The organism is Robiginitalea aestuariiviva, from assembly GCF_029537735.1.
Taxonomy (GTDB): Bacteria; Bacteroidota; Bacteroidia; order Flavobacteriales; family Flavobacteriaceae; genus Robiginitalea; species Robiginitalea aestuariiviva.
The window spans coordinates 75,697-101,522 of sequence record NZ_JARPUQ010000001.1 but is presented as its reverse complement, the minus strand read 5'-3'; the positions used below and the strand labels follow the sequence as shown (position 1 = coordinate 101,522).

The following is a 25,826-nucleotide window of genomic DNA, read 5'->3' as shown; positions in this document are numbered from 1 at the left end:
AATGGGGGGTTAAGGTTTTCCCATTTCCCAGCTTCAGAAGGCGTCCGGATTGCTGCGGACCTCCCCGGCACGCTCCCGAATAGCCTGCATCTCATCGGCCGGGATTTTATCCAGCAGGCGGTACATCATCCCCATGCGGGGGTTGGAGGCCAGCTGCTCCCGTTTGTCTTCCAAAAAATCCCAGTACAGGGCATTAAACGGGCAGGCATCCGGACCGGTGCGCTTCTTGTGGTTGTAGGCGCACGTTTCGCAGTAGTTGCTCATTTTGTGGATGTAGTTGGCCGAGCTGATATAGGGTTTGGTGGCCAGCAGGCCCCCGTCAGCAAACTGGCTCATCCCCCGGGTATTCGGGAGTTCCACCCATTGGATGGCATCGATGTAGATGCCCAGGTACCACTGGTCTACCAGGGCCGGGTCCGTTCGCAGCAGCAGGGCAAAATTCCCGGTAATCATCAGCCGCTGGATGTGGTGGGCGTAGGCCAGCTCCAGGCTCTGGCCAATGGCTGAGGCCAGACATCGCATCCGGGTATCCCCGGTCCAGTAAAATTCCGGCAGGGCCCCATAATTCTCCAGTTGGTTCTGATGTTCATAGGCGGGCATCTGCTGCCAGTACATACCCCGCATGTATTCCCGCCACCCCAGGATTTGCCGCACAAACCCCTCCACCTGGGAGATGTGGATTTCCCCCGGGCGTTCCCGGTAGGCCGCCAACGCAGCCTCCACGGTCTCGGCCGGGGAGAGCATTTTGGTATTCAGGGCAAAGGAAAGGCGGGAATGGAACAAATAGGGGACGCCCGTATGCATGGCGTCCTGGTAGTCTCCAAACAAGGGCAGCAGGCGGGTGCAAAAGTACTCGAGCAGTTCCAGGGATTGCGCCCGGGTCAGGGGCCAGGGGAAGGCTTCGGCCCGACCCTTGCCAAGGGTATCAATCCCCGCATCCCGGAGTTCGGCTTCCAGGGGGCTCAGGTCCTGCTCCCATTCCAGGGCGGGCGGGGGCGGCGGGTCTCCTTTCCATTTTTTGCGGTTCTGGCTGTCAAAATTCCACTGCCCGCCTTCAGGTTGTCCGCCTTCCAGCAGTATCCCGTGCTTTTGGCGCATCATGCGGTAAAAGGACTCCATCAGGTACTGCTTTTTGCCCCCAAAGAACCCGGCCAGTTCGCTGCGGGAGGTGTAGAAGTGCTCGGAGGATACCATCCGGCAGGGTACCGATGCCGCCTCCGCATAGTCGGCCAGCATCCGGTCCAGGCGGTATTCGTCAGGTTCCAGATATTCCAGGCTCCCGGCCCCTTCGGCCTCCAGCACCTGGTCCAGCAATTCCGGGAGGTTTTGGGGGTTATCCGGGTCGGAGATGCGCAGGTAACGCACCCGGTGGCCGCGTTCTTCCAGGGCCTGCGCAAAGGCCCGCATGGCCCCGAAGAACCCCAGTACCTTCTGCAGGTGGTGGGTGACGTAATCTGTTTCCTGACGCATTTCGGCCATCAGGTAACAGACTTCAGGGTCGGCTTTTTCAAACCAGCTGTGCTGCAGGTTTAGCTGGTCTCCCAGGATCAGGCGCAGGGTTTTCATGGCGTGGCCGGGTTTTCGAAGAGGGAGGTTTGCAGCCAGAGCCGCCGGAAGCGGCCGTCCGCATCATAGCGGCGCGCCTGCAGTTCCGGGTTAAAGGTCCGGTCCCTGGGGTCGTTGCCCACCCCGCTGTTGTACATCCAGTTTCCCCAATTGCTGTGCACGTCGTAATCCAGCAGCAGGTACTGGAACCAGGCGGCCCCCAGGCGCCAGTCCTGCCCCAGGGTACGGGTCCAGTAACTGGCGGCGTTCTGCCGGCCCCGGTTGCTCATCCATCCGGTGCGGGCCAGTTCCCGCATGTTGGCGTTTACAAAGTCACTTTCCGTAAGCCCCTGGGTCCAGGCCTTCAGCAGGTCCTGGGAACGCCCCCACGGGTAATGGCGGTCTTTGATGCCGCCGGGGTAAAATATGCGGTCCTGGTGTTTCAGGGCGATGTATTTGAAGTAGTCCCTCCAGAGCAGCTCAAAGACCAGCCAGTAGGTGTCCTGGTTTTTTCGGATTTCCTGTTCATACCGTTTTACTTCCCAGTAAATTTCCCTGGGGGAGAGGGAGCCGTTGGCCAGCCAGGGCGAGAATTTGGAGCTGTACTCGGTGCCCACCAGCCCGTTGCGCGTCTTTTTGTAAAAGCTCAGGCGGCGGTGTTCCCAGAAATAGGCATTTAGCCGGTCCCAGGCGGCCCCTGCCCCGCCTGGAAAAGGGAACGCCGTACGGGTATCCGTTTCCACTGCGGAAAAGCCCAGGGCTTCCAGGGTGGGAATGTGACCGGGTTCGGAAAGAGTATCGGGGTAGGGCTGGGGTTCGGGCCGGGGGAGGACCGGGCGAACCGAAGCTTGTTTTTCACAGGCCTTCCGGAAGGCGGTAAATACTTCGGGGATGGAGCCGCTGTCTTTAAAGGGGATGTCTTCGGGGTGAAACAGGAATTGCCCGTAATGGGAAACCATCCCTACCGCTGCCGGCAGGGCCTGGCGTACCGCTTCAGCTTCCTGCTGTTCGTCCCGGGTCCACTCCTTCTGTAAAAAGACCGTTTGCAGCCCATATCGTGTAACCAGTTCGGGGATGGCGAGCTGAGGGGCCTGATGGGCCACAAACAGGGGAATGCCCAGGGCCTCCAGGTCTGCACGCAAACGGATTACGGTTTCGATCAAAAAACGCGCCCGGAAGGGCCCGGTACGCGGAAAGCCGTAATCACCCACGGCATAGTCGCGGGGGTTAAAGCAATAAACCCCAAAGACCTGACCGGCCTGGCGGGCGGCCAAAAGGCCCGGGTGGTCGGTGGCGCGGAGGTCGTTTCGGAACCAATACAGGGATGTGCTCATGGGGTAGTGGTTGGGGTGGACGTTCTGCGGCTGCGGCATCGCTGGCTGCAGTAGCGTACCTCCTCCCAGCATCGCTCCCATTTCTTGCGCCAGCGGAACGGCCGGCCGCAAACGGGACAAAGTTTTTGGGGGAGGTCGTTTTTGTTTTTCATTGCGTTTAACGAAAATAAGTTATTATTAAACAAAAACGTGTTAGTATTTCCCTAAATTACCCCGTCCCCCTGCAGTAGGGTTGCCCCGTGGTTTTCGTACCTTTAACGGGAACGAAATTCCCACTGATGAAGCAAACCCCCAAGAATATCGCCATTGTGGGCAGCGGCCTGGTAGGCGCCCTGCTGGCCATCTACCTGCGCAAGGCCGGGCATCAGGTTACAGTTTTTGACCGGCGGCCGGATATTCGAACGGTCGAATTCTCGGGCCGTTCCATTAACCTGGCCATGAGTAACCGGGGGTGGAAAGCCCTGCGGGAAGCCGGGATTGACCAGGAGATCCGCCCCTTGGGAATTCCGCTCTACGCCCGGGCGATGCATGTAGTGGGCAAGCCGGTATACCTCCAGAAATACGGCAGGGAAGGGGAGGCCATCTGGTCTATTTCGCGGGGAGTGCTCAACCGGAAGATGATCGACCTGGCCGAAGCCGCCGGGGCCGAATTCCGCTTTGAGGAAAAGGTGTGGGATGTAGACCTGCCCACCGCCCAACTCTTTACCGGGGAATCGGAGAAAGGGGAGTGGAAGGCCTATGCCTTTGACCATATCTTTGGGTGCGATGGCGCCTTTTCGCGCATACGCCACAAGATGCAGCGGCGCAGCCGTTTTAATTATTCCCAGCATTTCCTGGATGTAGGTTACAAGGAACTCACCATTCCGCCTGCGGCAGACGGTACCCACCAGCTGGACCCCAACGCCTTCCACATCTGGCCCAGGGGGCATTTTATGTTTATCGCCATGCCCAACCTGGACGGGAGTTTTACCTGTACCCTGTTCCTGCCCTTCGAAGGTCCGGATTCCTTTGAAGCCCTGACCACCAAGGACCGGGCGCGAACCTTTTTCAAGACCCATTTCCCTACCGTAACCCCGGTGATCGAAAACCTCACCGAAGATTTCTTCCGCAACCCGACCTCTGCCCTGGTTACCGTAAAGTGCTACCCCTGGACCTACTGGGATAAGGTGGCCCTGGTAGGCGATTCCGCCCATGCCATCGTACCCTTTTTTGGGCAGGGCATGAACGCCGGCTTTGAAGACATTGGCGCCCTGTACCGCCTGATGCAGACCTATGGGGACGATTGGGAAGGGCTGTTGCAGGAGTACCAGCAACAGCGCAAACCCAATGCCGATGCCATAGCGGAACTCAGCTACCGGAATTTTATGGAGATGAGTTCCCGCACGGCCGACCCCGATTTTCTGCTGCAGAAAAAAATCGAAAAACATTTTGCCACCCGGTACCCGGAAAAATGGGTGCCGGCCTATTCCCGGGTGACCTTTTCGGACCGGCCCTATACCGAGGCCCTTGCCATGGGCGACCAGCAGGAGGCCATTATGCGAGAAATCATGCAAATGCCGGATCTGGAAACCCGCTGGGACAGCCCGGAGGTCACGGCTCGGATCCTGGAGCTGCTGGAAGCCCCTTAACGCCTTACTTCAGGTACAGCCATAAAAAAAACCATCCGACAGGATGGTTTTTTATGCGCCTTTGGGCTGGGTTTAATTGATGCCTTCGAAAAGCTCGTGCATTTTCTGCTGCTCCTCTTCGGCCAGGGCCGGGTCTACCAGGATACGGCCGCTGTGTTCGTCGGTAATGATTTTCTTGCGGGAGGCAATCTCTACCTGCACCTGGGGCGGGATGGTAAAGAAGGATCCGCCGGAGGCACCCCGCTCAATCGGGACGACCGCCAGGCCGTTCTTTACGCTGCCGCGGATGCGTTTGTAGGCATTTACCAGGCGGGGCTCAATTTGTTTCTCGTATTCCTCGCTCTTAGCCAGCAGGGCTTTTTCCTCTTTTTCGGTTTCGGCCAGAATGGCGTCCAGTTCCCCTTTCTTGTGCTTCAGGTGCGTTTCCCGCTCGCTGAGCTTTTCTTTGGTCTCGGTAATGACCTCTTTCTTCTGCTCAATCTGAACCTTGAATTCCTTGATGTGCTTCTCGGCCAGCTGGATTTCCAGCTCCTGGTATTCGATCTCTTTGGAAAGGGAGTTGAATTCCCGGTTGTTGCGAACGTTTTTTTGTTGTTCGGTGTATTTTTTGATCAGGGCCTTGGCATCCTCGATCATGTTCTTCTTGGCCGTGATTTCGTAGTTCACGGTTTCCACGTCGGTCTTCAGTTTGTCCACCCGCGTTTTCAGGCCCTGGACCTCGTCCTCCAGGTCTTCCACCTCCAGGGGGAGCTCTCCGCGTACGTTGCGGATTTCATCCACCCGGGAGTCGATCAGTTGCAAATCGTAAAGCGCCCTGAGCTTGTCCTCTACTGTTACTTCGGTCTTTGATGCCATACTTTAAAAATAATTGACGGGGTTCGTTTTCGTCTCCGATAAAGAGATGGCAAAATTAGGAATTTTTTCGCTAAGATAATCGCACAGCAATCTTTTTGTAAACTGCTCAGTTTCATAGTGCCCCACGTCGGCGATCAGCAGCTTTCCTTCGGCCTGGAAGAACTGGTGGTATTTCACGTCCCCCGTTACAAAAGCATCGGCCCCGGCAGCCTTGGCAGCTTCGATGGCAAATGCCCCGCTGCCGCCCAACACGGCCACCCGTTGCACCGGGGTTTCTGGCAGGGCGCTGTGGCGGATACAGGGGGTGCCCAAGACCTGCTTCAGGTGCTCCAGGAAGGCCTCTGGGCCCAAGGGAGCCTCCAAAGACCCAATCATGCCCATTCCCAGGTGGTTGTAGTCGTTTTCCAGGGTGGTGACCTCATAGGCCACCTCCTCATAGGGATGGGTACGGAAAAGCGCCGCCAGTACCGAAGCTTCCCGGTCTGCGGTAAAGGTAAGGTGGAGCTGGTCTTCCGGTTCCCGCTGCAAGGTGCCGGGGGTGCCCAGGGCCGGGTTGGCCGCTACCGAAGGCAGGAAACTACCTTCGCCTTCCAGGCGGAAACTGCATTGGGAGTAGTGCCCCAGACTGCCTGCCCCGGCGGCAAAAAGGGCGTCCAAAAGCGTTGGAGTATGCGCCTTGGGAACGTAGGTCACTAATTTTTTAATCCCCTGTTTTTTAGGGATCAGAATGGAAGGGTCCTGTATGCCCAGGGCCTGGCACAGGGCTCCGTTCACGCCCCCGGGCACGTTGTCCAGGGCGGTGTGGATACTATAGATGGCGATCTGGTTTTCCAGGGCCCTGGCCACCACGCGTTCTACATAGGTTTTGCCGGTAAGGCGCTTGAGCCCCTTGAACAATATGGGGTGAAAACTCAGGATCAGGTTGCACCCCCTGGCAATCGCCTCGTCCACCACGGCTTCCAGGGTGTCCAGGGTTACCAGTACTCCGGTCACTTCCATGTCCGGGCGGCCTACCAGCAGGCCAACATTGTCGAAATCCTCGGCGTGATGCAGGGGGGCCAGGGCTTCCACTTGGGCAGCGATTTCTTTTACGGTCATCCTTGGGGGGTTAGGGTTTCCCCAAAGATAAATAAACTATTTTCGCGCTTATGAACCGGTTTCGCAAACTCCTCTGGCCGTTTTCCCTGGTATACAGGGCAGTGGTTTACCTGCGCAACAAGGCCTACGATGCGGGCCTGCTGCCATCGCGGGACTATGCCGTGCCCGTGATTTGCGTAGGGAACCTGAGCGTGGGGGGCAGTGGCAAAACCCCTATGGTGGAGTGGCTGCTGCGGTACTGGGAAGATCGGCGGGTGGCTGTTTTGAGCCGGGGGTACCGGCGACAGACCCGGGGCTTCCTCCGGGTAGGGCAGGGACATACCGCCCGTGACGTTGGGGATGAACCCCTGCAACTGGCGGGTAAGTTCCCGCATGCCCTTGTGGCGGTCGATGCCAACCGCAGGCGGGGTATCGAGACCCTGATGGCTGCCGAACAGCCCGAAATTATTTTGCTGGACGACGGGTTCCAGCACCGCAAGGTTCGGCCGCAGGCTTCCATTTTGCTAACGGCTTACGACGCCCTGTATACGGACCTGGGATACCTGCCCTCCGGGGACCTCCGAGACCATCGCTCCCAGGCCCGGCGCGCAGACCTTATTGTAGTGACCAAATGTCCGCAAACCCTTTCCCGACAGGCCCGTGAAGCCGTAGCCGCCCGCCTGGCCCCGAAACCTTCGCAACCCCTTCTGTTTGCTACCCTGGCCTATGGTCCGGTTCGATCCGAGCAAGGGGAAGAAGTCTCCCTGGAGCGGCTGCGCGAAGCCCCGGTAACCCTGGTTACGGGAATTGCGCGCCCCGGGCCCCTAGTGGAACACCTGCGAGGGCTGGGCCTGGAAGTACGCCACCTGCGCTTCCCGGACCACCATGCCTTTTCCTCCTCGGAAATAGAGCAGATTCGTGCTGCAGGGCGGGTGCTGACCACGGAAAAGGATGCCGTCCGCCTGGGTGGATCCCTGGATAATTTTTGGGTGATAGGGGTGGCGCATCGGTTTGGGCCGGAAGACCGGCAGCGCCTGGAAGCCTTTCTCTCGGCCTTTTAGGTAGCGGTCTTGCGGAGTTTGTACTCCACGATATTCTCCCCGATTTTTTGGTAAAACACCTCTGGTTTGAAGGGTTTGGTGACCACGTCGTTGCACCCTGCGGCGTAGAAGGTCTCCAGGCTGTCGTCCAGGGAGATGGCCGTAAGGGCAATGATGGGGATATCCGGGTTGAAGGTCCGGATTTGTTCGGTGGCTTCCACCCCGCTGATACCGGGCATGTGGATGTCCATCAGGATACCGTCGTAATGCTTGGTGCGGGCCAGGTCTACCGCTTCGGTGCCGTTATTGGCAATGTCGCACGTAATCTCTTTTTTGGCCAACATCTTCTTGGTGATGACCTGGTTGATCTTGTTGTCTTCCACGACCAGCAGGTGCAGGTCTTCAAAGGTGTATTCCCGGTTGGTAACCTCAAAGGTCTGCTCACTTACGGAGTGGTCCTGGCAGGTAAAGTCCAGTTCAAAGTAGAAGGAGCTGCCTTTCCCGAGTTCACTGCGCAGGTAGATTTTGCTGCCAAACAGGCCCAGGAGGCTTTTCACAATGGTCAGGCCCAGGCCGGTACCCCCGTATTCCCGGTTAATCTGCACGGAGCCCTGCTCAAAGCTGTCGAAAATCTTGGCCTGTTGTTCCGCATCAATACCGATACCATTATCCCGGACTTCGAAATAGATCCGGGCTTGTTCCTGGGCTTCTCCGAGGAGCTTCGCGATTACTTTAACTTCCCCGCCCTTGGTAAATTTCAGGGCATTACCGACCAGGTTGATGAAGATCTGCGACAGTTTCAGGGGGTCGCTCTTCAACAGCCCGGGAATACGCGGGTCAAAATCCAGGACGAGTTCGGTACGGTTTTCCTTGGCAGTTTGTTGCAGGGAATTCAGCACTTCCACCAGGATTTTCTTCAGGCTGCATTCCACCTCGATGGGTTCCAGCTTGTCCGCATCGATCTTGTTGATCTGCAGGATGTCGTTAATGAAGTTCAGCAGGTAATCCCCGGAGAACTTCAGCGCCTTCAGGTGTTCTTTCTGGCTGTCGCTGGGGTTTTCCTCCAGCAGCAGGTGGGTGAGGCCCGTTACCGCGTAGAGGGGCGTTCGCAACTCATGGCTTACGGTAGACAGGAAGTTGGTCTTGGCTTCCATGGCCTGTACGGCCGCGTCCCGGGCGGCCTGCAACTCCCGGTTTTTGGTATGCAGCAGGTCGTTGGTCTTGAGTTTGATCTGGTTGTTCCGGTACAGGGATACCGCCAGCAGGGAAATTATAGTCAGGAAGATGGAGGTGAAAATCACGGTAAGCTCCGAGCGGTTGGCCGTCTTGTTGAGCCTCACGATTTCCTCGTCCTGTTTGCGGATTTCCTGATTTAGGTGTTTAAACTCTACCTCGCTGGCTATCCCGGCTTCGGCCTTGGCCTTTTCCAGGGAATAGACCGAATCCTTGATATTTGCCAGACGGCGCTCAAATAGGAGGGCCTCCTGCAGTTGCCCGGTGGTTTCATACAAGCCGCTCAGCATCACCACAGTCTGCCGGTTCAGGGCAGAAAACCCTTCTTCAGAAGCCAGTGCCAGGGCGCTTTCGGCACTGCTGATGGCCTGCTGGTAATCCCCCTGGTCAAACCGGAGGCGCGCCAGGCCCATGTAGGCCCGCGCCTGCAGGAATTCCTTTTCCAGCGGGTCCGTATTGACCAGCAGGGCATTGTAGTTGGTTTCGGCCAGGTCCAGCTTCCCGATTTGCAGGTAGCTGTCCCCTTCCAGCAGGATAAGGTTATTGAGCAGGTTGCGGTCGTTGGTACTTTGCTTGGCTTCTGAAATCATGTTCAGGGCCATAAAGTAGTTCCGTTCATCGAAGAGGACCCGGGCCTCGATGTAGCGGTGAAATGCCCGGCCCATGGGGTACTCGATCTGATTCAGCAGGAGGTTGGCCCGTTCCCAGTAGAATTGCCCGGTTTCTTTCTTGCCCAGGTCCTGGTAGATCAGGGCAAAGTAGTGATAACAGTCGATAAGCCCTTTCTCGTCCTGCTGGTCCTCTGCCCATTTCGAGGCCTTGTCCAGGGTTTCCAGGGCCTCGTCTATGCGGTCCTGGTTCCGGTAGAGTATGGCTTCCTGCAGGTAGGCCTGGAAGGTTTCGTCCTGGGTATTGAGGAGCTGTGCTCCGAGTGAGGTCACCCAGAACAACCCTGCGCACAGGGTTGCAAAAAGCCGTATGGAAAACTGGCGGTGTGTCAAATACGGTTCGTTACCCGAGGCTTCCCCCTACGGGGGATGCATCTTTGCTCTAACGCGATAAAGGCGTTTGTATTGTATCCGGAGGCTGAAAGTACGCGCCGGAATCCGAAAAATAAACCCTTTTTGGGAAAAATCCTTCTCACGGCGCCGGAAGGCGGGTCCGTAGGTATCTGAATGTCTCTAATCTACGTGTTTGTGGGCCTTGTAGGAGGAACGGACCAATGCCCCGCTTTCTACATGGCGGAAGCCCATTTCCAGGCCGGCATCGCGATAGCGGTCAAACTGCTCCGGGGTGATAAAGGCTTTCACGGGCAGGTGCTTTTTACTGGGCTGCAGGTACTGCCCAATCGTGACCACGTCTACACGGGCGTCCCGCAGGTCGCGCAGGGTCTGCATCACTTCTTCCTCGGTCTCGCCGAGCCCTAGCATAATCCCGGATTTGGTGCGCCGTGCCCCCTGTTCCTTCAGGTAGCGCAACACCTCCAGGCTCCGGTCGTATTTGGCTTGGATGCGCACTTCGCGGGTGAGCCTGCGTACCGTTTCCACATTGTGTGAAATGACCTCGGGCGCTACCTCCAGGATGCGGTCCAGGTGCCTTTCAATGCCCTGAAAATCAGGAATAAGGGTTTCCAGGGTAGTTTCGGGGTTCATGCGGCGGATCGCCTTTACGGTTTCGGCCCACATGATGGAGCCCATGTCCTTGAGGTCGTCGCGGTCTACGGAGGTCACCACGGCATGGCGGATCCCCATGATTTTGATCGAGCGTGCCACCTTTTCCGGCTCGGCCCAGTCCACATCTTCCGGCCGCCCGGTTTTTACCCCGCAGAAGCCGCAGGAGCGGGTACAGATGTTTCCCAGGATCATAAACGTGGCCGTGCCTTCCCCCCAGCACTCGCCCATATTGGGGCAGCTGCCCGAGGTACAGATGGTGTGGAGGTTATAGGTGTCCACCAGCCCGCGCAATTGGGTGTACTTCTTGCCGGTGGGCAACTTAACCCGAAGCCATTTCGGTTTTCCCTTGGGCGGGGCAGCAGAATCCAGGGTAGTGGTGCTCATGTCCAATTTTTAGGCAAATATACGAACAAATTCAGCGGGAGGCACGGGTGGCCGGACCCGGTTCAGGAACGCTCCGGATGGCTTGAAATCAGGCCTGCTAACAGCTTTTTGGCCCGCAGCAGCTTCACTTTAACATTCCCAATGGGTTCTCCCAGGGTCTCGGCAATCTGGGCATAGCTCATTTCGCGGAAGTACCGCAGGTCGATCACCTTGCGGTAGGCGGGTTTAAGTTCCTTGAGGTAGCGCAGCAGGGTTTTCAGGTTTTGTTCGATGATGATGCGGTCTTCTGCCGTGGGGCTTTCGTCCAGGATGCGCGAAACGGCCTCGGACTGGCTGGAATCGCTGCTCTCCAGTACATTGCGCTTGCGCTTGCGCACCATATCGATATGGAGGTTCTTGGAGATGGAAATCAGCCAGGTGTTAAAGCCGTAATTGGGATCGTAGGAGCCGATACGGTCAAAGGCTTTGGAAAAGGTCTGTATGGTGATGTCCTCGGCGTCGTTTTCGTTCTGCGTCCGCTTCAGTTGGAAATGGTAGACTTCGGGCCAGTACAGGTCCAGCAAACGGCTGAAGGCCATCTGGTTGCCTGCCTGGGCCTTAGCAATGGTTTCCAGGACGGTTTCCTTCTCTGAGTCCAAAAGGCGTATCGGTTATTCCCCGGGGTTCAGGGCCCGGATCAGGCCCCGACTTCCTGCCGGCATTCCTGTTCCGCGGGCATTTTACCGCACATGCCGCAAGCCTGACCGTCCTTGTTCAGGTGGGGGTTTTGGCTGGCGCAGGTGCCGGCAAATGCACCGTCCTTCTTAGCCCAGATCTTGATGGCGATGCCGCCAAAGGCCAGGGCGAGCAGACCGATTGTAAGCAATGCGAGCTTCATAGGGGATTACTTTGTGCAAAGATACAAAAAAAGCCCCCGGAACAAGGGGCTTGAATGCGTAGGACCTTCGCGGATCAGTAGCTGAAATCCGCCACGATATTCTCCACGGAAGGGGTCAGGTTCCCGCCTTTGGGTTCTATGGTGATATAGCTGACAGCCTTTTCGCCATACGGGAGGGCCAGGAGCTTATCCGAGTCTACAAAGTTCCGTAAAACCCCCAGGTTTACCATTTCCCCGTTCACCTCGGCCCACATCTGATAATCCTGGTCTTCCGGGAGGTTGGGCAGATTTTTCACGTTGATGTAGGAGAGCTTCTTAACCGGGTTTACGTAGGCAATGGCCTTCAGTTCCCGCGCCTTGCGGTTGCCCTCTACCATAAACTTGCGGGTTTGGGGGTTGTTCAGTACGATAAACTGGTTGCGCACATCTTCCAGCTGTTCCTTCATGTCTGCCTCCAGCACCCGGATCTTGTTGTTCACCAGGTCGTTTTCGGCCTGCAGGTTCTGGTTCTGGTTCCAGAAGAAGACGGAGGCCCCCAAAAAGAAGACCGCGGCCACGCTGGCTGCTGCGGCATACCGCATAAACCGGCGGCGGAATCCCTGTTCGCGGCGCACGCTTTGCAGAATGCGTTCCCGCAACCCTTCCGGGGTGGGTACGGCGTGCATACGGGCGTAGGCTTCCAGGTTCTCCTGCAATTCCAGGTAGGTGCGTCTTACCTCCGGGTACATGGCAATGTACCGTTCCACACGGGCGCTTTCGGCGGTATCCGTGGTGCCGAGCAGGTACTGCTCCAGCAGGTCCGTTTCCAGGAATATTTTAATTTTCTCTTTCATAACCCTTGAATTAGGAGCCATAGGGCAATTAAGGCGGGGTCGTAGATCTTCCGAAGCTCCCGAAGGCCGATTTTCAGCCTCGATTTGATGGTACCCAGGGGGATGTCCAGCTCGTCGCTGGCTTCCTGCTGGGTCATGCCCTCAAAAAAGAGGGCTTCCAGCACCACCTGGTATTTGAGTTCTATCCTGCCCAGGTGTTTTCGCATGTCCATCAGCTCCGGGTCTAACCCTTCCACGCCTATGGTATATACGTCCGAAACGTCAATTTGGATTTCCTTTTCGTTTTTGGTGCCCAGGCTCCGCAGTTTGTCGATGGCCGTATTGCGCACAATGCGGAAGAGCCAGGTGAACAGCTTGGCCTTGGAGGCGTCGTAGGTAGCGGCTTTTTTCCAGATTTTAACAAAGCTCTCCTGCAACACGTCCTGGGCCAGGGCCTCGTTGCGAACCACCTTCAGGGCCACCCCATAGAGCGTATCCCCATAGTGCTCATACAGGAGCGATATGGCTTTTTCGTTTCCCTCCCCAAGGAGTTCCACAATATGTTTCTCGAGTAGTTTGCTCATAGCTCTGGGGAGGGCGGAAAATTTTCTGACTCCGGAAATCCATTCCCTGCTTTCCCCGCGTATATCTGGGTGAAGGCTAAGGTAAGAAATTTTGATTCCCGTACCACTTCGGGCAACGGGCTTTGACAATACCAGGGTACGCCGTTCTTAGGTGCCCTGTCTTTTGGTTAGTTTGGTTTGGCTTAACCCCCGCAGGGATGCGGGGGTTATCTTTTTCAGGGCCTCAGAGGACATTGACCTCCGGCTCCAGTACAATCCCGAAGGCCTGCTGTACCTTTTCCTGGATTTCCCGCGCCAGGGCCAGGATTTCGGATCCCCGGGCCTGTCCGTAGTTCACCAGCACCAGGGCCTGTTGTGCGTGTACCCCCGCATCCCCACGGCGTATCCCTTTAAACCCGAGGTGTTCGATTAGCCAGCCGGCAGGCACCTTTACGCTACCGTCTGCCTGGGGGTATCCCGGGAGGTCCGTATACTGCTCCTTCAGCCGTTCATAGACAGGGCCTTGCACCACGGGGTTTTTGAAAAAACTGCCGCTGTTGCCCAGCCTGGCCGGGTCCGGCAGCTTGCTGCTGCGAATGGCAATGACCGCCCGGGCCACATCTGCAGGGGTGGGGCTGGAAATGCCCTCCTGCTCCAGTTGTTGGCGGATGGCGCCATACTGGTCGCGAATGCGGTGGTTGCGGCAGGTGAGTTCCAGGGTAACGGACCAGATGGCATATTGGCCCCGGGCCTCATTTTTGAAGATGGAATCCCGGTATCCGAAGCGGCAGGCTTCCCGCGAAAATTCCCGCAGCTTCCCGGTGGCGAGTTCCACGGCCTGGCAGCTGTGCATCACGTCCTTGAGTTCCACCCCGTACGCCCCGATGTTCTGGACCGGGGCCGTGCCGGTCTTCCCGGGGATCAGGGCCAGGTTTTCCAGCCCGCCGTAGCCTTGTTCCAGGGTCCACATGACCAGGTCGTGCCAGATTTCACCCCCCAACACGCGCAGGCGTACCGTATCTCCATCCTCATAAACGATTTCCCTGCCCCGGGTATCCATGTACAGGACTAGAGCCTCCAGGGGTCCGGTTAACAACAGGTTACTGCCCCCGCTAAGCAGAAAGGGGGGCGGGACTCCCGGGGTGCGCAGGGCTTCCCGAAGGGTGTCCAAAGAGGTGACCCGCACAAAATGGCTGGCCTCTTCGTGCATGCCGAAGGTGTTGTAGGGTTTCAGGGAAACGTTCCGCTCAAGCCTCATGCCCGGGATAGCTTTTCAGGGCCTCGGCCAGGATGCGTACGGCCTTTTTTAATTGTTCCTCTTCCAGCACATAGGCAATCCGGATCTGGTTCTTGCCCAGGCCCGGGGTGGCGTAAAAACCGGCGGCAGGCGCCACCATAACCGTAGCCTGCTCGTACTGGAAGTCCTCCAGTAGCCAGCGGGCAAAGTCGTCCGCATCCGCTACGGGGAGTTCCACCATGCAGTAGAAGGCGCCCCTGGGACGGGCCACCTTGAGGCCGGGGATCTTATCGAGCTCTTCCAGCAGCACATTCCGCCGCTGTCCGTATTCCCGGATTACTTCCTCGAAATAGGACGGCGGGGTCTCCAGGGCAGCCTCGCTGGCAATTTGTGCGAAAGTGGGCGGTGACAACCGCGCCTGGGCAAATTTCAGGGCGGTTTCCATGACTTTGGGGTTGCGGCTGATCAGGCAGCCGATGCGGGCCCCGCACATGCTGTAGCGCTTGGAAACCGAATCTACCACCACGGCGTAGTCTTCCAAACCGGGCTGTTGTAGAATGGAGTTGTGGGAGGCCCCGTCATAGGTGAATTCCCGGTAAACCTCGTCCGCCACCAGGAACAGGTCGTGTTTGCGCACCAGGGCCGCCAGGGCTTCAATCTCTTCCGGGGTGTACAGGTACCCGGTAGGGTTGCCCGGGTTGCAGAGCAGGATGGCTTTGGTTTTGGGGCCGATCAGGGCTTCAAAGCTGGAAATGGGGGGGAGGGCAAAGTTGTTTTCGATAGCTGAGGGCACGGGCACCACGGTCAGGCCCATGGCCACGGCAAAGCCGTTGTAATTTGCGTAAAAGGGTTCCGGGATGATGATTTCATCCCCGGGGTCTGCCACGCACCCCATCACAAAGGAAAGGGCCTCCGAACCCCCTGTGGTAACCAGGATCTGCTCCTTATTCAGGGCAATCCCGTGGGTGCCGTAATAGGCGGCCAGTTTGGCCCGGTATGCATCGCTGCCCTCGCTGCGGCTGTATTCCAGGACCTCCAGGCGGTGCTGGCGAACCGCCTCCATGGCCTGGGGCGGCGACTTGATGTCGGGCTGGCCAATATTCAGGTGGATGACTTCCACACCGCGTGCCTTGGCCGCTTCGGCATAGGGGACCAGTTTTCGAATGGGGGAGGCCGGCATGGCCAGGCCTTTGTGGGATAATTGGGGCATAGCTGGGTTTTGTCCTGCAAAAATCGGAAATAATGCGCGGCTTTCCAACCTTATTACGTGTAGGTTTAACACCCTGTGGGCTAGGGAGTAAACCGTTAAAACGTATGTTAAAAAAATGTCCGCATCCCCAAAATTGTTTAAATTGAAAGCAACCACCCCCGGACGAGATGTTTACCAAACGCACATACCTGGTATTTTCGCTTTTGCTGTTGCTGGCCGGCACCAGCCTATGGGGGCAGTATTTCCAATTGTCGGGGGAGTCAGAGCGATCCCCCAAAATCCGCTTTGAACTCATCAATAACCTGGTCATCGTCCCGGTAGAGGTCAACGGGACACCCTTGCGGTTTATCCTGGATTCCGGGGTGAGCAAGCCCATTCTCTTCAACCTTTCCGACCAGGATTCCATCCAGCTGAAAAACGTGAGCCGCATCAGCATTAAAGGCCTGGGTGGTGGGGAACCTATCGAGGCCCTGGCCTCTGTGGGCAATACCTTTCGGCTGGCCAACGCGGCAAATTTTAACCAGGCGATATACGTGGTCCTGGATAAGGACCTGAATTTTTCACCAGCCCTGGGGGTTACCGTACACGGGATTATCGGTTACGACATTTTCCGGGATTTTGTGGTGGAACTCAACTACGGGCGGAAATTCCTCCGTTTGCACCACCCGGACCACTACCGTGGAAAAAGCTCCGCAAAAGAAATGTCCCTGCCCCTGGAAATACAGGGCAGCAAGGCATATCTGAAGGGTGAAGTGGTTGTGCAGGGCGGGGAGGCCGTGCCCGTTAAACTCCTAATGGACACCGGGAGCAGCGATGCGGTCTGGCTTTTTCCCGATCCCGAAGCCGGCCTGCCCGTACCGGACAAAAACTATGAAGACTTTCTGGGCAAGGGCCTGAGTGGGACCATTTTCGGGAAGCGTACCCGGATTGAGCGCCTGCAATTGGGGGATTTTGTACTGCAGGATGCCAAAGCGGCCTTTCCCTATATGGAGTCCTTCCAGGCCGTGCAGGACCTGGGTGACCGCAACGGCAGCCTCGGTGGCGAAGTGCTCAAGCGCTTCAATATGGTGGTGAATTACCCGGCTGGGGAAGTAGTGTTGGGGAAAAATACGCGTTTCAGCAGCCCCTTCCATTTCAACATGGCGGGTATCGAGATTGAACACGCCGGGGTACGCTATATCGCCGAACGCATCACGGATGCCCGGGGGGTGGTACGTCAGGACGAGGTCCCCTTTGGGAATGTGCAGATCATGCTGGGGAACCAGACCCGTGTAAGCCTGGTGCCGGAAATTGTGGTTTCGGCTATCCGAGCGGGCAGCCCGGCCGAGGAAGTAGGCCTGCGCGAAGGCGACATTATCCTTGCGGTAAACGGCAAGAAGGTACACCAGTACAAGCTGCAGGAGATTGTGCGGATGATCAACGAGAAACAGGGAAAACGCGTGCGCCTGCTTATTGAGCGCACCAACCGAAACCTTATGTTCTCCTTTGTGTTGCGGGACCTTTTTGAATAAAAAAATCCCCGGCGCTAGCCGGGGATCATATGCTTCAAAAGGCGTGGAAACAGGCTAGCGCGTGCCGGCCCCGTCTTTCACTGTACCTTTAATTTTCAGGATAATCGTTGGCGTATCCGCATTGGAAATGACCGTAATGGCTTTCCGGATAGGGCCGACCCGATTGGTGTCGTATTTCACCTGGATTTCTCCGGTTTCGCCCGGCATAATGGGGGATTCCGGTTTCTTGGGGATGGTGCAGCCGCAGCTGGAACTCACTTTGCTGATCACCAGGGGGGCGTCGCCCGTATTGGTGAATTCAAAAACGCGTACGCCGTCGCTGCCTTTGGCGATGTCGCCATAGTCCACGGTTTCGGACTTGAATTCGATTTTAGCCGTTTTTTCCTGGGCAAAAACCCCGATACTCAGCAGGCTCACAAAGCATAGTAATACTACTTTCTTCATAGTAATTTGGTTTGGGTGTAATTTCAAATGTAGCCAAAGCGGCAGGAACATCCAAAATTCTTTTGTTATCTACTAACGTTACTTATTTTTGTTTCGTATTATTTTTCGGCGCTTTTCAGGCGGTCCGGGCCCACTTTAACATTTCGGCCCGCTTCACTTTCTAAAAGCCGATTCAACGGGTCAAAAACCATACCAAAAAATGGATATCCCCTCCAAATACGACCCCCAGCGGGTTGAAGGCCAGTGGTATGACTACTGGATGCAACACGGGTATTTTCACTCCGAACCGGACCACCGGGAACCCTATACCATTGTGATCCCACCCCCCAACGTTACGGGGGTACTCCATATGGGACATATGCTGAACAACACCTTGCAGGATGTGCTGATCCGACGCGCGCGGATGCAGGGCAAAAATGCCTGCTGGGTGCCGGGCACCGACCACGCCTCCATCGCCACGGAAGCCAAGGTGGTGGCCAAACTTAAGGAAGAGGGGATTCCCAAAGCTTCCCTGACCCGCGAGTCCTTCCTGGAGCACGCCTGGGACTGGACCCACAACTACGGGGGAGTCATCCTGCAACAGCTTAAGAAACTGGGGTGCTCCTGCGACTGGGACCGTACCAAATTCACCATGGACCCGGACATGGAGGCCTCGGTGATCAAGGTATTTGTAGAGCTCTTCGACAAGGGGCAGATCTATCGCGGCTATCGTATGGTCAACTGGGACCCTGAAGCCTGTACCACCCTCTCGGACGAGGAGGTGATCTATGAAGAGCGGCAGGGCTTCCTCTACCATATTGCCTACCCGGTAGTGGGGTCGGACCAGCAGGTGGTTATCGCCACCACCCGCCCGGAGACCCTGCTGGGGGATACAGCCGTGTGCGTACACCCGGAAGACCCCCGCTATCAGGACCTGCACGGGAAAAGGGTACGCGTCCCTATCTGTGACCGGGAGGTGCCGGTGATCCCGGATCCCTACGTGACTATGGAATTCGGGACGGGATGCCTGAAGATCACCCCGGCCCACGATGTAAACGACTACGAACTCGGGCAGAAGCACGGCCTGGAAATTGTGGACATCTTTAACCCCGATGCCACCCTGAATGCCTATGGGCTGCACTATGAGGGGATGGACCGCTTTGAGGCCCGCAAGGCCATTGAAAAGGAACTTCAGGAGAAGGGCTTCCTGGTGAAAAAGGAGCCCTATACCAATAATGTAGGTACTTCCGAGCGTACCCGGGCGGTGATCGAACCCCGCCTCTCCGACCAGTGGTTCCTGCGGATGGAAGACCTGGCCAAACCAGCCCTGGATGCCGTTTTGCAATCCGGGGAGGTCCAACTGGTACCCTCCAAATTTGAAAACACCTACCGGCATTGGATGGAGAACATCCGGGACTGGAACATCTCCCGCCAGTTGTGGTGGGGGCAGCGGATCCCGGCCTATTACTACGGCCCCGGCAAAGATGATTTTGTAGTGGCCGAAACGCCCGAATCCGCCCTGGAAAAGGCCCGCGCCAAAAGCGGGAAGGCCGGTATGCAGGCAACGGACCTCAGGCAGGACGAAGATGTGCTGGACACCTGGTTCTCTTCCTGGCTCTGGCCCATCAGCGTTTTTGGGGGTATCCTGGACCCGGACAACCCCGAAGTGAAGTATTATTACCCGACCACGGACCTGGTAACCGCTCCGGACATCCTGTTCTTCTGGGTGGCCCGTATGATTATGGCCGGCTATGCCTTCCGGGGGGAACGCCCCTTCCGCACCGTATACCTGACCGGCCTGGTCCGGGATGCCCAGCGGCGGAAGATGTCCAAATCCCTGGGGAATTCCCCGGACGCCCTTAAACTCATTGAGACCTACGGGGCCGATGGGGTTCGCGTGGGGCTGCTGCTGAGTGCCGCTGCCGGGAATGACCTGCTTTTTGACGAGGCGCTCTGCCAGCAGGGAAAAAACTTCGCCAACAAGGTGTGGAACGCCTTCCGCCTGGTTCAGGGATGGGAAGTGGCCGATATCCCGCAGCCCGATACGGCCCGGCAGGGGATCAGCTGGTACCGCAACCGCTTTGACCAGGCCCTGGAAGAAATCGAAGATCACTATTCCAAATACCGCATTTCGGATGCCTTAATGGCTACCTACCGCCTGATCTGGGACGATTTCTGTTCCTGGTTGCTGGAGGTGGTAAAGCCCGCCTACGGCAGCCCGGTAGATGCCGAAACGTATAAGGGGGTCATCACCCTGTTCGAAGACAACCTGCGCCTGCTGCACCCCTTTATGCCCTTCCTGACGGAGGAAATATGGCAGCATGTGGAAGAACGCACCCCGGAAGAGGCCCTGATCGTATCCGAGTGGCCTGCCCGGTCCGCTTTTGATGCCGGGCTGCTGGCCGCCTTTGAATTTACCAAGGAGGTGATTTCCGGCATCCGCACCATCCGCAAGGACAAGAATATCCCCTTTAAGGAAGCCCTGGCCCTGCATGTCCGGGACGAAATGGGGCAGGACCGTCGCTGGGATTCGGTAATTGCCAAACTGGCGAATGTGTCCGAAATCAACTATGTGGATACCGCGCCTGAGGCGGCCCTCTCCTTCCGGGCCGGCAGCAACGAGTACTTTGTACCCATGGGCGAAGCGGTAGACGTGGAAGCCGAAATCAGCAAACTGCAGGAAGAGCTGGATTACACCCGGGGCTTCCTGGCTTCGGTAGAAAAGAAGCTCTCCAATACCCGTTTTGTGGAAAATGCCCCGGAAAAGGTGGTAGCCCTGGAACGCAAAAAGGCGGAAGACGCCGCCTCCAAGATCGAAACCCTGGAGCGAAGCCTTGCCGCCCTGCAATAACGGAGATTGCGCTTAAAAGGCGTCCTGTAATTCCGGATCCAGGGCAACCCGTTGCCGGGTGAAGCGGTATACCACGCCCAAATTCAATACATAATCGGCAAAGGCGGCATCCCCGTTTCTGGGGTTCCCGGTGGCTTGCTGGGTTTCCAGATCCGTAAGGCTTTGCGGCCGTTCCCGGCGCACGGCAAAGGGTACGCTCAGGTTCAGCAACAACGGGCCGGTGGCATAGCTAAGCCCCGGATCTACCGCCAATACATTGCCAGGCCGGCGAAAACCGGCACTACCCCCGATCAAGTCCCGGACGGGGACGCCGTCGTAGCGCAGTCCCAGGGAGGCGGACAGTGCATCCGAAAGCGAATGGCTGACTCCTGCCCGCAGTGAAAACTGATCCGGTACAGACATGATGGCCTCGTTGGCCAGGATGGGGCTAAGGGTTTCCCGGAAGGTCCTTACCCCGTTAGTTTCCCGGGGGTTGGAGAGGTAGAATCCACCGCCGTACAGGAACCAGGCCGGGGCCAGCTCCCTGTAAAACTGCAATTCGGCGGTCAGGCCAAAACCCCCGTCACCCGGCTGGATGGACTGGTCTACCGGCCGAACCTGGGGGGTGCCGTCCGGCCCTACGTTGTAGAAGATGTCTGTGGCCTGGAAGTTCCCCGTAGGAAGCTTAACCCCGAGCCCAAGAGCCAGGTTTCCCCTGGGGTTTTCCGCCGGTTCCAGCAGCCAGTAGCCGGCGGTCAGGCGCACGTCTGCCAGGCCCCGGGAGAAGGTGGTGTTCCGTTCGTTTCGCCCATGTTCATAGAGGGAGGAACGGGTATTGATCACGGTGGGGACCACCAGGCTGGCATACCACCGGTCGGATATCCCATAGGTAGCTGTAAAATCCCAGGCGTGGGCATGGTTGATGACCTCGGTCTGGTTGGCTACCCGGTCCGGTTCCTCCTCCGTGCCGCGGAAGTGCCGGAAGGATTTGAAGTAGCGGTAATTGACCCCCAGCACCAGGTCCCCCGGACCCAGCTGGTTGGTTTCCGGGTGGGCCCCGTTACAGGTGGAAAAGTGTCGGATGGCCACGCAGCCCTGGGAACGGGCAAAGGCGGGAAGCAGCAGGGCACAGAGCAGCAGGGCCCCGGCCCAGGGCAGATGTTGGTTTTTCATAAGAGTTGCTGTTACGTGATATAAAGGGCGCACAGACCTCCGGGAAAAGAAAAAGTTAGCCCGCGGGCTAACTTTCTCTCCTTGAACTAAACTTAATAACTATACAGAGATTAGTACTACCTTTATTTTCCTCTAAACTACGCCTAAACCCATTCGGGAAAGGTTAGGTAGGGGTTAAAACAATTAATGAATCATTAAAAAGGATAAATCCGGGTTAACGATCCGTTTCGGGCCGGAAAATCCCCGATTTTTGTCCGGGATGCGAAGTAAGCGAATCTTCTTCATCGGGTTGTTTGTGGTCTGTATAGCGGGCCTTGCCGTGGTGCAATACCGCTATCTGCGCGTAGGGCTGAGCCTGGCCCGGCTGCAGTTTAGCCAGAAAATTGCGGAAGCCGGGACCGATATCCGCGCTGGCCTGTATACCCGAAACCAGTTAACCTACCTGTTAGGTACCGCCCTGGAAAAGGACAGTACCCGCTTCAATACCGGCCTGGACCACATGACGGATGCCTCCCGGCACTTTATGGACGATTTCCTGAGGGAGAAACTGCTGGACAACCAGATTGACGCCCCCTTCACCTTTGCTCTGAAAACCCGCGACAGCTCCTTTTATCTGGGTTCGGCTCCGGCCCTGGAAGGATCCGGGGAAACGTATACCTATCCCATGGAGGTCCACGGGTACCTCCCGGCCCAGATCGGGCAGCGGCTGATCCTGGAGTTGCAGTTCCCACACCTGCCCCGGTACTTCCGCACCCAGCTCAATGGGCTGACCCTGCCCAGCCTGCTCTTTTTGGCCGGGATTCTGGTGGCCGTACTCTGGGTCTTGCGTACCTTTTACTGGCAGCAGCGTACCATAACTACTACCCACGAATTCATCAACAACCTCACCCATGAGCTTCGCACTCCGGTTTTTTCCATCAGCCTGGCGGCCAAGATCCTGAAAGAAAAAGCCGGGAAGGCGAGTGAGCCCCTGGCCGACACCATTCTGAGCCAGACGGCCCGGATGAGTGATCATATTGACAAGGTCCTGGAGCTCGGAAGCATGGAGCGCTCTGCTACGGCCATTTCGCTCCAACCGGTGGATTTCCGCCCACACCTGGAGGAGCTCTGCCGGCAGTTTGAAGCCCTTTGCCGGCTGGAAGGCATTCCGTTTACCTGGAAGTTGCCCGATGCAGCCCTCCCTATGAAGGCATCGACCTTCCACCTGGAGCACGCCCTGAACAATTTACTGGACAATGCCCGTAAATATGGGGGTGGGGCGGCGGTACACCTGGAAGCCCGGGTGGAAGGGCGGAAACTGGTACTGGCCGTTACGGATCAGGGTCCGGGCATCCCCCCGGAACTTCGGGAGGAGGTATTCCGCAAATATTACCGCATCCCCCAGGGCGACCGGCCGGCCGTGCGCGGCTATGGCCTGGGCCTGAGTTATGTGCGCACGGTGGTAGACCGCCACAAGGGGCGTATCCGCCTGGAAGCGGGTGCCGCGAAGGGCGCAGTGTTCACGATTGTATTACCTTTATCTGACCATGGAACAAACCCCGTATAACATCCTGCTGGTGGAGGACGACACCTCCCTGGGTTACCTGCTTACCGAATACCTGGGGATGAAGGGATTCCGCATGCGATGGGCCCAGCGGGCCGAGGAGGTCATGCCCATGCTGGAACGGCGGGCGTTTGACCTGCTGATCCTGGATGTGATGATGCCCGAAACCGATGGTTTTACCCTGGGGCAGCAGATCCACGAAAAATACCCGGAACTCCCCTTTATCTTCCTCACGGCCCGGTCCATGAAGATCGATGTGCTGAAGGGGTTTTCGGTAGGGGCAGTGGATTACCTTAAAAAACCGATTGACGAAGAGGAACTGGTAGTACGCATCGAAGCCCTGCTGGCTCGCTTGGAACCCCGCAAACCCGAAACGGCCGATGCCCCCCTGGTTTTGGGCAGGTTCCGCTTCGACCCCGGAAAACAGGAATTGGAACTGGAAGGGGACACCCGGGCGTTAACGCACCGGGAAGCCGAATTGCTGGCCTACCTGGCCCAGCACCCCAACCGCCTGTGCAGCCACGCGGATATCCTCAAGAAGCTGTGGGGGCGTAACGATTATTTTAACCGCAAAAGCCTGAATGTCTTTATTACCCGCCTGCGGAAACACCTGACCGACGACCCCGACCTGAAGATCGAAAACATCCACGGCCAGGGCTTTATCTTCCGGATGCCTTAACCCGGATTATTCCCGGAGTAGGCTAATGGCAAATCCACCGCCCGGGGCCAGGGCAAAGGTGCGGGTATCTCCTTTGGCAATTTCCGTTTCTTCAATGGCAATGTCCGTAGGGTTGTTCTGGTAATGGGAGGCTTCCGTGTCCCGATAAATCCGGGCCTTATACGTTACCCCGTCTTCCAGAAAGGAGAAATCCACCTCCAGTTCCCGGGCGTTTTCGTCCGTGATGCCGCCCACAAACCAGTTGCCGGTCTCCCGTTCTTCCCGGGCTATGGTGAGGTATTCGCCCACCTCCCCATTCAGGACCCGGCTTTGTTCCCAATCTACCCCAACATCCCGGATAAACTGAAAGGCCGGCTGTCCCTCGTAGTTCTGGGGGAGGTCGCAGGCCATTTGTACCGGGCCGTAAATCACCACATAAAGGGCCAGTTGCTGTGCCAGGGTGGTATTGATCTGGTTGTCTGGTTTGGTCGGGAGGGAAATTTCGAACACCCCGGGGGTAAAATCGATGGGTCCGGCCAGCATGCGGGTAAAGGCAACTATGGGCAGGTGCTCCGGCGGGTTGCCCCCGTCCGTGGCCCACGCATTGAATTCCTGTCCGCGCAAGCCTTCCCGCGCAATGGCATTGGGATAGGTTCGCCTCAGGCCAGTGGCTTTAATGGGCTCGTGGGCATTAACGGCCACCTGGTACTTCGCTGCCGTTTCCAGGGATTTCCGGTAATGGTTCACCATCCATTGCCCGTGGTGGTATTCGCCTTTGGGGATGATTTTACCCACATATCCCGTCTTAACGGCGTGCATGCCGTAGTGCTGCATGAGCGCATAGGCCGTATCCATTTGTTGCTCGTAGGTGCGGGGTGCGGCACTGGTTTCGTGGTGCATGATCATTTCTACCCCTTTCTCGCGGGCATAGCGGTTGATTTCCTCCAGGTCGTAGTCTGCATAGGGGGTGACAAAGTCAAAAACCCCTTCCCGGTCCTCGAACCCGATCCAGTGGTCCCAGCCGGTATTCCATCCCTCTACCAGCACCCCTCCGAAACCATTGGCTGCGGCAAAGTCGATATAGCGTTTGGTGTTGGCTGTGGTAGCCCCGTGTTTGCTGCTGGTCTGATCCTTACCCAGGGTGGAAAAGGTATTCATGTCCTGGGTGGCTTCCATATCCCAGGTAGAAACCCCCAGGTGCATTTCCCACCAGATACCCACATATTTCATGGGCTGGAACCAGGAGACATCCCCCAGTTTGTTGGGTTCGTTCAGGTTTTCGATCAGTCGGGATTCTATGAGGTCCCCTGCACGGTCGGCAATCTGTACGGTGCGCCAGGGGGTATGGAAAGGCAGGGCCCGCTTTACCTTATATCCGGTGCGCTCTGAGCCCACCAGTTCGCTATCAAACCTCAGGGCCGCGGTGTCTACCTTCAGGGTCATGCCGGCATAATCCGTCAGGTCCGCCTCGTGGAAGGCCAGGTGCACCCCATTTGCTGCCCGCAGCGTTACCGGGGTGTTTACGGCGTTTTCCGGGATGTAGGTGGCAGCCAGGTCTTCATTGTCCCGCTTGGAAATCGCATCGATCCCGGAAACCGGGGTGGTATTGTACTTATGTTCATAAATGTCCCAGTCTCCCGGAATCCAGAAGGCCGTATGGTCTCCGGTAAGCTGGAAGGCCGTGTGCTCGTCTGTGATGCGCAGGCTGTCCTGCCCGGGCTGGGCATGGAATTCGTACCGGAAACCGATCCCGTCGTCATAGGCCCGGAAGCGTATATCCAGGCTGCGGTTGGGGGCGGCTGCTTCCTGCAGGGTAACGGTCATTTCGTTGTAGTGGTTGCGCACTTCCCGTTGCTCACCCCAGGGCATTTCCCAGGTTTCGTCCATGCTCGTGCGCTCGGTGGCTATCCATTCCAGGCCGGTAGATAATGGGGCCTGGTCCTCGAATTCAAACCCCATGGACGAGGTATCGATCACCACTTTCCCCCCATGGGTAATCCGGTACATGGGCTGGCCCTCCGGGCTCAGGAAAAAGTCTATGGTGTTGTTCCCCCCGGGGGAAGACAAGGGTTCGGATTGGGGATTGGGATTGCAGGAGCTAAGGATCAGGGCCCAAGCGGGCAACAGGTATAAAAGGCGTTTCATGTAGCGAAGTTTTTGGGTCAAGGCGGCATCCGGCACGCGGCCGGAGTACTGCCTTAAAAGTACAAAGCCCTGGCC

At 57.3% G+C, this 25,826-nt stretch carries 22 protein-coding genes; 6 read left to right on the top strand and 16 right to left on the bottom strand.

Features of this window, described 5'->3' with window-relative positions; genetic code table 11:
- Positions 1 to 33 precede the first annotated feature (33 nt).
- Genes OZ410_RS00480 through OZ410_RS00470 form a run of 3 tightly spaced genes read right to left on the bottom strand, consistent with a single transcriptional unit; the run spans position 34 to position 3,031 of the window.
- Positions 34 to 1,566 (bottom strand): cryptochrome/photolyase family protein, encoded by a 1,533-nt coding sequence (locus OZ410_RS00480; RefSeq protein ID WP_277705944.1) that lies wholly within the window; start codon positions 1,564 to 1,566, stop codon positions 34 to 36.
- Positions 1,563 to 2,879, bottom strand: a complete 1,317-nt coding sequence (locus tag OZ410_RS00475) for a DASH family cryptochrome (protein ID WP_277705943.1) — start codon at positions 2,877 to 2,879, stop codon at positions 1,563 to 1,565. The genes OZ410_RS00480 and OZ410_RS00475 overlap by 4 nt, the downstream gene beginning before the upstream one ends.
- Positions 2,876 to 3,031: a DUF2256 domain-containing protein gene (locus OZ410_RS00470; RefSeq protein WP_277705942.1), complete on the bottom strand. Its 156-nt coding sequence runs from the start codon at positions 3,029 to 3,031 to the stop codon at positions 2,876 to 2,878. The genes OZ410_RS00475 and OZ410_RS00470 overlap by 4 nt, the downstream gene beginning before the upstream one ends.
- A gap of 126 nt (positions 3,032 to 3,157) precedes the next feature.
- Between OZ410_RS00470 and OZ410_RS00465 the strand changes: the two genes are divergently transcribed.
- Positions 3,158 to 4,507 (top strand): FAD-dependent oxidoreductase, encoded by a 1,350-nt coding sequence (locus OZ410_RS00465; protein ID WP_277705941.1) that lies wholly within the window; start codon positions 3,158 to 3,160, stop codon positions 4,505 to 4,507.
- A 72-nt stretch (positions 4,508 to 4,579) separates the two neighbouring features.
- Here the strand turns inward: OZ410_RS00465 and OZ410_RS00460 are convergent, their stop codons facing one another.
- The gene (locus OZ410_RS00460; protein WP_277705940.1) at positions 4,580 to 5,362 is read right to left on the bottom strand and encodes a zinc ribbon domain-containing protein; all 783 of its coding nucleotides are present in this window, start codon (positions 5,360 to 5,362) and stop codon (positions 4,580 to 4,582) included.
- 3 nt (positions 5,363 to 5,365) lie between these two features.
- Entirely contained in the window at positions 5,366 to 6,460 is a 1,095-nt protein-coding gene (locus OZ410_RS00455) for a Nif3-like dinuclear metal center hexameric protein (RefSeq protein ID WP_277705939.1), read from the bottom strand.
- A gap of 50 nt (positions 6,461 to 6,510) precedes the next feature.
- Between OZ410_RS00455 and lpxK the strand changes: the two genes are divergently transcribed.
- Positions 6,511 to 7,500, top strand: a complete 990-nt coding sequence (gene lpxK / locus OZ410_RS00450) for a tetraacyldisaccharide 4'-kinase (protein ID WP_277705938.1) — start codon at positions 6,511 to 6,513, stop codon at positions 7,498 to 7,500.
- Here the strand turns inward: lpxK and OZ410_RS00445 are convergent.
- From OZ410_RS00445 to OZ410_RS00410, 8 genes are all read right to left on the bottom strand, one after another.
- A complete protein-coding gene (locus tag OZ410_RS00445) occupies positions 7,497 to 9,653 on the bottom strand; it encodes a tetratricopeptide repeat-containing hybrid sensor histidine kinase/response regulator (RefSeq protein WP_277705937.1) in 2,157 nt (718 codons plus the stop codon). The two genes, lpxK and OZ410_RS00445, sit on opposite strands and share 4 nt — an antisense overlap.
- A gap of 240 nt (positions 9,654 to 9,893) precedes the next feature.
- The gene (gene lipA, locus OZ410_RS00440; RefSeq protein WP_277705936.1) at positions 9,894 to 10,769 is read right to left on the bottom strand and encodes a lipoyl synthase; all 876 of its coding nucleotides are present in this window, start codon (positions 10,767 to 10,769) and stop codon (positions 9,894 to 9,896) included.
- A 62-nt stretch (positions 10,770 to 10,831) separates the two neighbouring features.
- Positions 10,832 to 11,407, bottom strand: coding sequence for an RNA polymerase sigma factor (locus OZ410_RS00435; protein ID WP_420917737.1), 576 nt, complete (start codon positions 11,405 to 11,407; stop codon positions 10,832 to 10,834).
- A gap of 38 nt (positions 11,408 to 11,445) precedes the next feature.
- The gene (locus OZ410_RS00430; protein WP_277705935.1) at positions 11,446 to 11,646 is read right to left on the bottom strand and encodes a membrane or secreted protein; all 201 of its coding nucleotides are present in this window, start codon (positions 11,644 to 11,646) and stop codon (positions 11,446 to 11,448) included.
- A 74-nt stretch (positions 11,647 to 11,720) separates the two neighbouring features.
- The gene (locus tag OZ410_RS00425) at positions 11,721 to 12,479 is read right to left on the bottom strand and encodes an anti-sigma factor (protein ID WP_277705934.1); all 759 of its coding nucleotides are present in this window, start codon (positions 12,477 to 12,479) and stop codon (positions 11,721 to 11,723) included.
- Positions 12,476 to 13,042, bottom strand: a complete 567-nt coding sequence (locus tag OZ410_RS00420) for an RNA polymerase sigma factor (RefSeq protein ID WP_277705933.1) — start codon at positions 13,040 to 13,042, stop codon at positions 12,476 to 12,478. The genes OZ410_RS00425 and OZ410_RS00420 overlap by 4 nt, the downstream gene beginning before the upstream one ends.
- 223 nt (positions 13,043 to 13,265) lie before the next feature.
- Complete coding sequence (murB, locus tag OZ410_RS00415; RefSeq protein ID WP_277705932.1) at positions 13,266 to 14,279, bottom strand: UDP-N-acetylmuramate dehydrogenase; 1,014 nt, start codon at positions 14,277 to 14,279, stop codon at positions 13,266 to 13,268.
- Positions 14,269 to 15,468, bottom strand: a complete 1,200-nt coding sequence (locus OZ410_RS00410) for a pyridoxal phosphate-dependent aminotransferase (RefSeq protein ID WP_277705931.1) — start codon at positions 15,466 to 15,468, stop codon at positions 14,269 to 14,271. Before OZ410_RS00410 ends, murB begins: the two co-directional genes overlap by 11 nt.
- 167 nt (positions 15,469 to 15,635) lie before the next feature.
- Here OZ410_RS00410 and OZ410_RS00405 point away from each other — a divergent pair, with 167 nt between their 5' ends.
- Positions 15,636 to 16,979: an aspartyl protease family protein gene (locus OZ410_RS00405; RefSeq protein WP_277705930.1), complete on the top strand. Its 1,344-nt coding sequence runs from the start codon at positions 15,636 to 15,638 to the stop codon at positions 16,977 to 16,979.
- A 54-nt stretch (positions 16,980 to 17,033) separates the two neighbouring features.
- Here OZ410_RS00405 and OZ410_RS00400 read toward each other — a convergent pair whose 3' ends face one another.
- Positions 17,034 to 17,423 carry a DUF1573 domain-containing protein gene (locus OZ410_RS00400; RefSeq protein WP_277705929.1) on the bottom strand — a complete coding sequence of 130 codons (390 nt, stop codon included), beginning with the start codon at positions 17,421 to 17,423 and terminating at the stop codon, positions 17,034 to 17,036.
- A gap of 199 nt (positions 17,424 to 17,622) precedes the next feature.
- On the opposite strand from OZ410_RS00400, the gene OZ410_RS00395 reads away from it, so the two are divergent.
- On the top strand, positions 17,623 to 20,253 hold the full coding sequence (locus tag OZ410_RS00395; protein WP_277705928.1) for a valine--tRNA ligase: 2,631 nt from the start codon (positions 17,623 to 17,625) through the stop codon (positions 20,251 to 20,253).
- 12 nt (positions 20,254 to 20,265) lie between these two features.
- On the opposite strand, the gene OZ410_RS00390 is transcribed toward OZ410_RS00395, so the two are convergent.
- On the bottom strand, positions 20,266 to 21,405 hold the full coding sequence (locus OZ410_RS00390) for a hypothetical protein (RefSeq protein WP_277705927.1): 1,140 nt from the start codon (positions 21,403 to 21,405) through the stop codon (positions 20,266 to 20,268).
- 259 nt (positions 21,406 to 21,664) lie between these two features.
- Here OZ410_RS00390 and OZ410_RS00385 point away from each other — a divergent pair, with 259 nt between their 5' ends.
- Both OZ410_RS00385 and OZ410_RS00380 read left to right on the top strand, forming a co-directional pair.
- On the top strand, positions 21,665 to 22,951 hold the full coding sequence (locus OZ410_RS00385; protein ID WP_277705926.1) for a sensor histidine kinase: 1,287 nt from the start codon (positions 21,665 to 21,667) through the stop codon (positions 22,949 to 22,951).
- Positions 22,932 to 23,627 (top strand): response regulator transcription factor, encoded by a 696-nt coding sequence (locus OZ410_RS00380; protein ID WP_277705925.1) that lies wholly within the window; start codon positions 22,932 to 22,934, stop codon positions 23,625 to 23,627. The genes OZ410_RS00385 and OZ410_RS00380 overlap by 20 nt, the downstream gene beginning before the upstream one ends.
- 6 nt (positions 23,628 to 23,633) lie before the next feature.
- Here the strand turns inward: OZ410_RS00380 and OZ410_RS00375 are convergent, their stop codons facing one another.
- Positions 23,634 to 25,751, bottom strand: a complete 2,118-nt coding sequence (locus OZ410_RS00375; protein ID WP_277705924.1) for a glycoside hydrolase family 97 protein — start codon at positions 25,749 to 25,751, stop codon at positions 23,634 to 23,636.
- Between the last annotated feature and the right edge of the window lie 75 nt (positions 25,752 to 25,826).

Coding starts and splice junctions, on each gene's coding strand:
- OZ410_RS00480 (WP_277705944.1), bottom strand. CDS start 1,566: ATGAAAACCCTGCGCCTGATCCTGGGAGACCAGCTAAACCTGCAGCAC.
- OZ410_RS00430 (WP_277705935.1), bottom strand. CDS start 11,646: ATGAAGCTCGCATTGCTTACAATCGGTCTGCTCGCCCTGGCCTTTGGC.
- OZ410_RS00375 (WP_277705924.1), bottom strand. CDS start 25,751: ATGAAACGCCTTTTATACCTGTTGCCCGCTTGGGCCCTGATCCTTAGC.
- OZ410_RS00420 (WP_277705933.1), bottom strand. CDS start 13,042: ATGAGCAAACTACTCGAGAAACATATTGTGGAACTCCTTGGGGAGGGA.
- OZ410_RS00410 (WP_277705931.1), bottom strand. CDS start 15,468: ATGCCCCAATTATCCCACAAAGGCCTGGCCATGCCGGCCTCCCCCATT.
- OZ410_RS00465 (WP_277705941.1), top strand. CDS start 3,158: ATGAAGCAAACCCCCAAGAATATCGCCATTGTGGGCAGCGGCCTGGTA.
- lipA (WP_277705936.1), bottom strand. CDS start 10,769: ATGAGCACCACTACCCTGGATTCTGCTGCCCCGCCCAAGGGAAAACCG.
- murB (WP_277705932.1), bottom strand. CDS start 14,279: ATGAGGCTTGAGCGGAACGTTTCCCTGAAACCCTACAACACCTTCGGC.
- OZ410_RS00455 (WP_277705939.1), bottom strand. CDS start 6,460: ATGACCGTAAAAGAAATCGCTGCCCAAGTGGAAGCCCTGGCCCCCCTG.
- OZ410_RS00395 (WP_277705928.1), top strand. CDS start 17,623: ATGGATATCCCCTCCAAATACGACCCCCAGCGGGTTGAAGGCCAGTGG.
- OZ410_RS00385 (WP_277705926.1), top strand. CDS start 21,665: ATGCGAAGTAAGCGAATCTTCTTCATCGGGTTGTTTGTGGTCTGTATA.
- OZ410_RS00390 (WP_277705927.1), bottom strand. CDS start 21,405: ATGAAAAACCAACATCTGCCCTGGGCCGGGGCCCTGCTGCTCTGTGCC.
- OZ410_RS00380 (WP_277705925.1), top strand. CDS start 22,932: ATGGAACAAACCCCGTATAACATCCTGCTGGTGGAGGACGACACCTCC.
- OZ410_RS00400 (WP_277705929.1), bottom strand. CDS start 17,423: ATGAAGAAAGTAGTATTACTATGCTTTGTGAGCCTGCTGAGTATCGGG.
- OZ410_RS00475 (WP_277705943.1), bottom strand. CDS start 2,879: ATGAGCACATCCCTGTATTGGTTCCGAAACGACCTCCGCGCCACCGAC.
- OZ410_RS00460 (WP_277705940.1), bottom strand. CDS start 5,362: ATGGCATCAAAGACCGAAGTAACAGTAGAGGACAAGCTCAGGGCGCTT.
- lpxK (WP_277705938.1), top strand. CDS start 6,511: ATGAACCGGTTTCGCAAACTCCTCTGGCCGTTTTCCCTGGTATACAGG.
- OZ410_RS00470 (WP_277705942.1), bottom strand. CDS start 3,031: ATGAAAAACAAAAACGACCTCCCCCAAAAACTTTGTCCCGTTTGCGGC.
- OZ410_RS00425 (WP_277705934.1), bottom strand. CDS start 12,479: ATGAAAGAGAAAATTAAAATATTCCTGGAAACGGACCTGCTGGAGCAG.
- OZ410_RS00405 (WP_277705930.1), top strand. CDS start 15,636: ATGTTTACCAAACGCACATACCTGGTATTTTCGCTTTTGCTGTTGCTG.